Source organism: Nitrospirae bacterium CG2_30_53_67 (genome assembly GCA_001873285.1).
GTDB lineage: Bacteria > CG2-30-53-67 > CG2-30-53-67 > CG2-30-53-67 > CG2-30-53-67 > CG2-30-53-67.
In genome coordinates this window covers 1-7,625 of sequence record MNYV01000154.1, presented here as the reverse complement: position 1 = coordinate 7,625, position 7,625 = coordinate 1, and the positions used below count along the sequence as shown (strand labels likewise).

The following is a 7,625-nucleotide window of genomic DNA, read 5'->3' as shown; positions in this document are numbered from 1 at the left end:
AATCAACAGGATTCTCGATGAACGTTTCCACATCACTCATGCCAATATTCAATTTGAACCGCATCTATCGGCGTATGACCGGCATGGAGAGGGGAGGGCAGAAGAGAGCCCAAGACATCCCGTAAGCAAGGAGGAGAGCCTGTGAGACTGCACTCCATGCAGTTCCACCTTGAATCGTCCAGGAAGAGTATTGAAGCATTAATCAGAAACAGCGGCGACGAGCTGGCGCCGGGAACCTATATACAGCCTGCCCGGGACATCCTCTCGCAAGACCACCATCTGTCCGGCCTCACTTCCGTATTGAACATCCTGCTGGAGGCTATGGAAGAGGCGAGGCCAAAGAAGACGTGAGCAGGGACCTGATCGCGTTAATATTTATGGATCATCTCCAAAAGAGTAGGTGAAAACATCAGGGGTCAAGGGGTCAAGGATTCCAGGGTTCAAGGGGTCAAGTGTTTGTTTTCCAGTGACTTGATCAGTGCCTTGAGCATCCACTCAACCTCCTCGATATCACTCTTAAGTCTTTTTGTTATTTTATAAATCTCCAAACATAATTGATATGACTGGGGCCTTTCCTTTAACTCCTTGTAGTATTTGAGCACTTCACTTGGCCCCTGGAATCCTTGACCCCTTGACCCCTGATGTTTTCACCTACTCTTTTGGAGATGATCCATAAATATTAACGCGATCAGGTCCCTGCTCACGTCTTCTTTGGCCTCGCCTCTTCCATAGCCTCCAGCAGGATGTTCAATACGGAAGTGAGGCCGGACAGATGGTGGTCTTGCGAGAGGATGTCCCGGGCAGGCTGTATATAGGTTCCCGGCGCCAGCTCGTCGCCGCTGTTTCTGATTAATGCTTCAATACTCTTCCTGGACGATTCAAGGTGGAACTGCATGGAGTGCAGTCTCACAGGCTCTCCTCCTTGCTTACGGGATGTCTTGGGCTCTCTTCTGCCCTCCCCTCTCCATGCCGGTCATACGCCGATAGATGCGGTTCAAATTGAATATTGGCATGAGTGATGTGGAAACGTTCATCGAGAATCCTGTTGATTTTCACCATGATGGACCGGGTTTCCGCTATCGGGATGTTCTCTACGGCCACATGAGCGGTCAGGGCATACATCGAGGATGTGATCTGCCAGATATGCAGGTCGTGGATGTCCTTGACTTCCGGGATCCCGAGTACGGCATCCCGGACCTCCTGAATGTTGATTCCCTTGGGCACCGATTCCAGCAGGATGTTGACCGATTCCCGGATCAGACTCAGGGACCAGGCCAGGATGACCACGGCGATGAGCACGCTCACCAGCGGGTCCAGAAAGTACCAGTTGGTAAAATGGATGATGACGGCGGCGATGACCACACCCACGGACGAGGCCGTATCCGCGATCATGTGGAGGAAGGCCCCCCGGATATTGAAATCCTCACGGCTCACGCCTGCAAGGATCAGGGCGCATAAGACGTTGACCGCAAGTCCGATCACAGCGACCACAAACATCTGTGAAACGACGACCATCTCCGGGTTCTCAAACCGCTGGTAGGCCTTGTAGAGGATGTAGCCCGTGATCGGCAGGAGGGTCAGGCCGTTGAACAGGGCCGACAGAATCTCGATCCTCCAGTATCCAAAGGTCTTGTCCCGGTGGTTCATCCTGACGGCTACCTCAATGGAGACCAGGCTCACGGTTAGAGCGCTGAAGTGGGTCAGCATATGAAAGGCATCGGAAAGAAGGGCCAAGCTGTTGGAAAGTATGCCCCAGATGATTTCCGCCGCCATCATGACAAAGGTCAACACGATGACCACCCTCAGAAGCTTTCGCTCCGTGGCCCGATGCCGGTGGTGATGTGTACCGTCTCCTTCATGGAGATGGGCCTCTTTCTTTTCCCTGGGATGATGTTTGTGTTCAAACATGACTGAACCTGTTAACGACCTCAACCGCCGTCATGTAGCATGGAAGGAATCAATTGCTTTGGGGTTTGACTTCAAACTTTCTGGAACCACGCGATAGGTTGTGTTTTCTTTTCACCGGAACACGAGGCTCCCCGCTCATGTCCCCCTGCGGCCTCTGGTCGACGTTCACCTGCGCCTCATGGGAGTCTTCCTGCCTGCTGACAAATTCCAGGTGATATTGGGAATGAAGGAGCTCCGGTTTACCGACCAGCGTAATCTTGACGCCGTGTTTCTTTTCCATCTTCATGAGGTCCTCGCGTTTCCGATTCAACAGAAAATCCGCCAGGTCCGCAGAGAGTTCCCCTTCCACCGCTGCCACCCCGCCTCCGGCGATGCGCATCTGGATCTTCCGAAGGATGATCAGGGCCTGGGATTCCCTGGAACGCACACGCCCCTTCCCTTCACAATGAGAGCAGACGACATAGGTCCCTTCATCCACCGGGGCATGGATCCTTTGACGTGAGATCTCCAGAAGTCCGAACCTGGATATGCTGGAGACGTTGGTTTTGGCCTTGTCGTATTTCAAGGAGTCTTTCAATTTTTTTACAACCTCCTGCTGGTTCTTCTTGTTTGCCATATCGATAAAATCAATGACGATCAGTCCGCCGAGGTCACGGAGCCGGAGCTGTCGGGCGATCTCTTCCGCCGCCTCCATGTTGGTATGGAAGGCGGTCTGTTCCACTCCCTTGGCATGCATGGATTTGCCCGAGTTCACATCGATGGTGACCATGGATTCTGTGGGCTCAATCACAATCGACCCCCCGGACTTCAGATTCACCTTTCTCTCATAAATGTTTTCGATCTGGTCTTCAAGATTATATTTGGAAAATATGGGCTTGGATCCCTGGTAAAACTTGACCCTGTTCTTGTAGCGCGGCATAACCGTTTCAAAGAATTCAAGGGTCTTCTTGTAGACGTCGAGATGGTCAATCAGCAGCTCCTGGATGTCCGAGCTGAAGTAATCCCGGATCGTGCGGCTCACCAGGTCCGACTCCCGATAGATCAGCGACGGCGCTTTCTGCTCAGTTCCTCTTTGAAGGATCTGTTCCCAAACCTTGATCAGAAACTTCAGCTCCTGAGAAAGGACGGGCTTGGTCATGCCGAGACCTGCCGTCCTGAAAATCAAACCGATGCCTTCGGCAGGATTGAGTTCCTTGAGCATTTTCTTGTATTCCTTCCGCTGGTCCTCGTCCTCGATCTTGCGGGAGACGCCGCCGCTGTCGCTTCCCGGCATAATGACGAGATAGCGCCCCGGTATGGAGAGCAACGTGGTCAAATAGGCCCCTTTTTGCTCATGCTCCTCCCGAACGACCTGGACAAGCACCTCAAGTCCCCTCTCGATGACATCCTGTATCCTCGGGTGTTCCTTGTTGACATCCTTCTTGTAATAAGACCGGTGGATCTCCCGAAAAGGGAGAAAACCATTTTTCTTCTCCCCGTAATCCACGAATGCAACCTGAAGGCTCGGCTCCACCCTGACCACCACGGCTTTGTAGATGTTCCCCTTATGACGTTCCGCTGCGGCCGTTTCGATCCCCAGTTCCTCCAGAATCCCGTTTCCAACGATAGCGACCCTGCTCTCCTCAGAATGAACCGCATTGATCAGCATATTTTTTGACATGGACTCTCCAGAAAAATTTGTTATCATCAGGCTGTTTTTGAAAACCCGGTTTTTTGAAGCATCTGCTCAATGGCAAACGCAGTTGAGTTTAACGTATTTCATCCGATTTGAAAAGGGGTTTCATGATTTTTGTTTCTTGATTTTCAACCGGATGAAACGACTCCGTAAAATCAGGAAGGCTAAGTGGTCCTGTTCGTAAATATGGCGACGCAGCAGGCCTGGCTGTCGTCTGACTGCTGTAGCGCAGGCAGGCGGCAGGCAGGCTCGAATGCCACCGTATTTACAAATTGGGCCGCTAAGCTTTCAGACAGGAGACGAACGGAAAATTCATAAACCGACCTGTAGGTTTTTTACTAAAGTCTCCATCTTGAATTTCCGATACGGATTATAACTTGAGAAAAAAGAACCATATTGTTAATGCACATGATCAGATAGCTGTATACATGTCATTGTTTTAATTGATGTATCCAATTACCAGGAGTTGCCAAAAATGAGGAGATCCTCTTCAGGTAAAATAGACAGCCAGGATCCACGAAACAAAAGTGATCAAAAAAAGGCCGGCTGCCATCCTGGGAAAAATAATGATGTAAACGCCCAAGACACTTCAGCCCCATTAAAAAAAGGTCCGCTTCATATTTCAGGCAAGAGCGAAGAGGTGGAAAGGGTCTGTGAAATCGTCAGGAAGACCCCGGATATCCGTGCAAAAAAGGTTGAGTCCATCAAACGCGCCATCCATGCAGGGACTTATATCGTATCCTGTGAGAAAGTGGCTGCAAAAATTCTTGAGGAAATCCGGAAAGAGATCGTCGGGTTATGACCCCTGCATCACGGCTTGAGAACGAGTCCTAAAAACAATCCGGAGCCCCACTGATATACGTTGTCGAATTCAGGCCGGTGGATTCCTTGCGATGGGGTGAATCTAAGCTTCCCTGCTATGCATGGCCGTTTTTGATATCCAGGATCTCTTCCTCCGGCACAGCCGCCGGAATCCCGCTCTGATCTTTTAATTCCTGCAAGATATCATGACGTCTATGGTACGGTCCATCCACCAGAATAATCTGTTTTCCGATCCGGCCTTCCATATGGATGAGGAGGGGCGCCTGGAAATTAACGGTCATGGTCCCGGACTCCTTGGAGATGGCCACCAGGCAAAGGACCATGACCTCCCTTGGTTTCGTGATCCTGAGACGCATCAAAAGCTCTTTCTGGACGGGAACCCGGTAGGTTTTACGAACGAAGCGCGGCTCCACGGATAGGAAGGAGACATTCGCATCATCCAGGGACTGAAGCCAACGGAAAGGCCTGCCTGCTTGGTGGTTTAGAAGGACAAACCTCTTGAGGTTCTTCATCCCGATCAATCCGGACGGAAAGGTCAGGACCTCCTGCTCCACGATGTCTATTTCTCCGAAAAACCGTGTTTTTATGATCATGAGTTCACTACTCACCTCACCCGGTCTCTTGAATCAACCGTTTCAGTGAGGCCGCGGCTTTATCGGCCGCTTCGAGGTCTATGAGAGCAGCCTCCCTGTTCTCCTCTTCTATCCGGTGGTGGATTTCACCCCGATGGACCGAGACCGAGGAACGCGCCTCAATACCGATCCGCACCTGCCTCCCCTTGATCTCCTTGATCACGATGCGGATCTCGTCGTCAATAAAAATCTCTTCTCCCAGTTTCCGGGTGAGTACCAGCATAAATGACCTCTCTCTTGTTTCCGTTCTGAAAGTCTTATCGGTTGGGATGTCTTAAAACTTTACCCCGTTACACCGGAAAATCTCCTCCTTAATCCCTGCTGAAAATTCAAAAAACCTAAGAAATCGCTCAAGAAAAACCCGGATTTTCCGATATATGGATACAGTGTTCCTGTTCCTGTCCAAGCAGGTTTTAAGCACGGCCCAACAGACTGGAACGTTTTGATTTCCAATCAGGAGAATCCCATGAAGAAAAATCTTTCCATAAACCTTCTGAACCTTCTGCTCTCACTTTCCGATGCCATGGACCTGGCTGGACCTGAACTGGTCCAGCATCAGCTCAGGACCGCATTCATTGCCTGGGAAATGGGAAAATCCGCAGGATTATCCGACGAAGATATGGCACAGATGTTCTACGCCGCGCTGCTTCACGATATCGGAGCTTTCTCAGTTGAAGAGAAATATGAACTCCTGAAAACAGAGACTGATATGACTGAGGAACACTGTCTGCGCGGTGAAATGATTCTTAATAAAATCCCATGGCTGGAAAACGCCGCCATACTCGTCCGGCATCATCATCGGAAATGGGAAGACTGCCGGACGAACATAGATGACCCGATGACTCTCGGATCACATATTATTTTTCTGGCTGATTTTCTGGAACGTTCCATTAACCGTAAGACCTATATCCTGCATCAAAGCAGGGAACTCACTTCCAGGATCGTGGAAAAGACCGGATCCGTTTTTCACCCGGATGTGACCGACCTTCTTTTATCCGCCGGCATCAGAGAGGAATTCTGGCTCGACATGGTCTCCAATAGATTGTATTCTTATCTTCTCCATCACGGACCTCATCGGGAATTTGAGATCGACTCTGTGTCTCTCCTTACGATTTCAGAAATCTTCTCCGACATCATTGATTTCAGGTCCCGTTTCACCTCCACGCACTCATCGGGCGTCGCTGCATCCGCCGTGTTTCTTTCCAAGCTCTTTGGGCTGACTGAACCCGAACTACTGTTGATGGAAATTGCAGGACGTTTGCATGATCTGGGCAAACTCGCCATTCCCAACAGCATCCTGGAGAAACCAGGAAAGCTCACACCTGAAGAATTCGCCGTCATCAAGTCCCATACCTATTACACCTATTCCATCATGAACAGTATCGGAGGCTTTCAACAGATCCAGGAATGGGCGGCGTTTCATCATGAACGGCTGGACGGAAGCGGTTATCCCTTCCATTGCAATGCCGGTGAACTCAGCATTGAATCCCGGATCATGATGGTGGCCGACATGTTTACGGCCATGGAGGAAGACAGGCCCTACAGAAAAGGGATGGACAAGCAGGAGATTATCCGGATTTTTTCCGCCTTCTCCAATCGGGGACTCCTGGAAAAAAGAATTGTGGATCTCGTGATCGAAAACTGGGATGACATGTCCGCATACATGAAGCAGAGACAGGAAGCAGCCCGGACATTTTATGAAAAACAGTTTCTCCTTCCTGAAAAGGCAAAAGTCTGACCATTGAATCATCCACAATCAAATTCCGGTGGACAATCATTTTGAATTGTGTCATTTTCTATACATGAGCCGGGATAAATTAAACAAGCTGCAGGCGATCCTCAAGGAGATGGGCTCGGTTCTGATCGCTTTTTCGGGCGGAGTGGACAGCGCCTTTCTTCTGCGTGTGGCCCGGGAAGCGCTCGGCGACCAGGCAGCAGCCCTGACCGCCCTCTCACCCACCTACCCGGAACACGAGCTGATGGAGGCAAAGAAGTTTGCATCGGCATTGGGGGTCCGGCATATCCTCGTGGAATCAAACGAGCTCAAGATCCAAAACTTCGCCCGGAACGACCCAATGCGCTGCTACTACTGCAAAAGCGAACTCTTCGGAATCCTTCGCCGTTATGCCGACGCCCTGAAGATCGCTCATATCTGTGACGGGTCCAACCTCGATGATACCGGCGACTATCGGCCCGGGCTGAAAGCGGCTGCGGAAAAAGGAGTCCGCCATCCCCTGATCGAGGCCGGCCTTTCCAAGCGGGAGATCCGTGAACTCAGCCGTGAACTAAGACTCCCTACGCATAATAAGGGATCCATGGCCTGTCTTTCATCCCGTTTCCCCTACGGGACCGAAATCACGGAAGAGAGGGTCCGGCAGGTGGCTCGGTGTGAAGAGCTGCTTCGTTCCATGGGTTTCGATCCCTATCGGGTCCGTTATCACGGGGAGATTGCCCGGATCGAGGTCGCAAGTGATGCCTTTCATCGTCTTCTGAAAGAAGACATTCTTGCCGCCCTCGTTAAAAGGTTCAAAGAGGCCGGTTTTGTCTATGTCACACTGGATCTCGAAGGATTCAGAAGCGGGAGCATG

10 protein-coding genes are annotated in these 7,625 nt (G+C 50.9%); 5 read left to right on the top strand and 5 right to left on the bottom strand.

Features of this window, described 5'->3' with window-relative positions; genetic code table 11:
- Positions 1–156: 156 nt before the first annotated feature.
- Positions 157–351, top strand: a complete 195-nt coding sequence (locus AUK29_09760; protein ID OIP61787.1) for a hypothetical protein — start codon at positions 157–159, stop codon at positions 349–351.
- 349 nt (positions 352–700) lie between these two features.
- Here AUK29_09760 and AUK29_09755 read toward each other — a convergent pair whose 3' ends face one another.
- The 3 genes from AUK29_09755 to AUK29_09745 are packed head-to-tail and all read right to left on the bottom strand — an operon-like array spanning position 701 to position 3,568.
- Positions 701–895, bottom strand: coding sequence for a hypothetical protein (locus tag AUK29_09755; protein OIP61786.1), 195 nt, complete (start codon positions 893–895; stop codon positions 701–703).
- Positions 896–906: 11 nt separating this feature from the next.
- Positions 907–1,908 carry a hypothetical protein gene (locus tag AUK29_09750; GenBank protein OIP61785.1) on the bottom strand — a complete coding sequence of 334 codons (1,002 nt, stop codon included), beginning with the start codon at positions 1,906–1,908 and terminating at the stop codon, positions 907–909.
- Between the two features lie 49 nt (positions 1,909–1,957).
- Complete coding sequence (locus AUK29_09745; protein OIP61784.1) at positions 1,958–3,568, bottom strand: hypothetical protein; 1,611 nt, start codon at positions 3,566–3,568, stop codon at positions 1,958–1,960.
- Here AUK29_09745 and AUK29_09740 point away from each other — a divergent pair.
- Together AUK29_09740 and AUK29_09735 are read left to right on the top strand one after the other, a co-directional pair.
- The gene (locus AUK29_09740) at positions 3,567–3,767 is read left to right on the top strand and encodes a hypothetical protein (GenBank protein OIP61783.1); all 201 of its coding nucleotides are present in this window, start codon (positions 3,567–3,569) and stop codon (positions 3,765–3,767) included. The genes AUK29_09745 and AUK29_09740 overlap by 2 nt on opposite strands.
- Before the next feature lie 291 nt (positions 3,768–4,058).
- Positions 4,059–4,385, top strand: coding sequence for a flagellar biosynthesis anti-sigma factor FlgM (locus tag AUK29_09735; GenBank protein ID OIP61782.1), 327 nt, complete (start codon positions 4,059–4,061; stop codon positions 4,383–4,385).
- 115 nt (positions 4,386–4,500) lie between these two features.
- Here the strand turns inward: AUK29_09735 and AUK29_09730 are convergent, their stop codons facing one another.
- Both AUK29_09730 and AUK29_09725 read right to left on the bottom strand, forming a co-directional pair.
- Positions 4,501–4,998 carry a hypothetical protein gene (locus AUK29_09730; protein OIP61781.1) on the bottom strand — a complete coding sequence of 166 codons (498 nt, stop codon included), beginning with the start codon at positions 4,996–4,998 and terminating at the stop codon, positions 4,501–4,503.
- A gap of 16 nt (positions 4,999–5,014) precedes the next feature.
- Positions 5,015–5,260: a carbon storage regulator gene (locus AUK29_09725; protein OIP61780.1), complete on the bottom strand. Its 246-nt coding sequence runs from the start codon at positions 5,258–5,260 to the stop codon at positions 5,015–5,017.
- A 243-nt stretch (positions 5,261–5,503) separates the two neighbouring features.
- Here AUK29_09725 and AUK29_09720 point away from each other — a divergent pair, with 243 nt between their 5' ends.
- Positions 5,504–6,775, top strand: a complete 1,272-nt coding sequence (locus tag AUK29_09720; protein OIP61779.1) for a hypothetical protein — start codon at positions 5,504–5,506, stop codon at positions 6,773–6,775.
- A 64-nt stretch (positions 6,776–6,839) separates the two neighbouring features.
- Positions 6,840–7,625, top strand: a 786-nt coding sequence (locus AUK29_09715; GenBank protein OIP61778.1) for a TIGR00268 family protein, incomplete at its 3' end; no start/stop codon positions are given.

Bases quoted from the DNA above. Each gene is read 5' to 3' on its own strand.
- AUK29_09760 (OIP61787.1), top strand. From the start codon at position 157: ATGCAGTTCCACCTTGAATCGTCCAGGAAGAGTATTGAAGCATTAATC.
- AUK29_09755 (OIP61786.1), bottom strand. From the start codon at position 895: ATGCAGTTCCACCTTGAATCGTCCAGGAAGAGTATTGAAGCATTAATC.
- AUK29_09750 (OIP61785.1), bottom strand. From the start codon at position 1,908: ATGTTTGAACACAAACATCATCCCAGGGAAAAGAAAGAGGCCCATCTC.
- AUK29_09740 (OIP61783.1), top strand. From the start codon at position 3,567: ATGGACTCTCCAGAAAAATTTGTTATCATCAGGCTGTTTTTGAAAACC.
- AUK29_09745 (OIP61784.1), bottom strand. From the start codon at position 3,568: ATGTCAAAAAATATGCTGATCAATGCGGTTCATTCTGAGGAGAGCAGG.
- AUK29_09735 (OIP61782.1), top strand. From the start codon at position 4,059: ATGAGGAGATCCTCTTCAGGTAAAATAGACAGCCAGGATCCACGAAAC.
- AUK29_09730 (OIP61781.1), bottom strand. From the start codon at position 4,998: ATGATCATAAAAACACGGTTTTTCGGAGAAATAGACATCGTGGAGCAG.
- AUK29_09725 (OIP61780.1), bottom strand. From the start codon at position 5,260: ATGCTGGTACTCACCCGGAAACTGGGAGAAGAGATTTTTATTGACGAC.
- AUK29_09720 (OIP61779.1), top strand. From the start codon at position 5,504: ATGAAGAAAAATCTTTCCATAAACCTTCTGAACCTTCTGCTCTCACTT.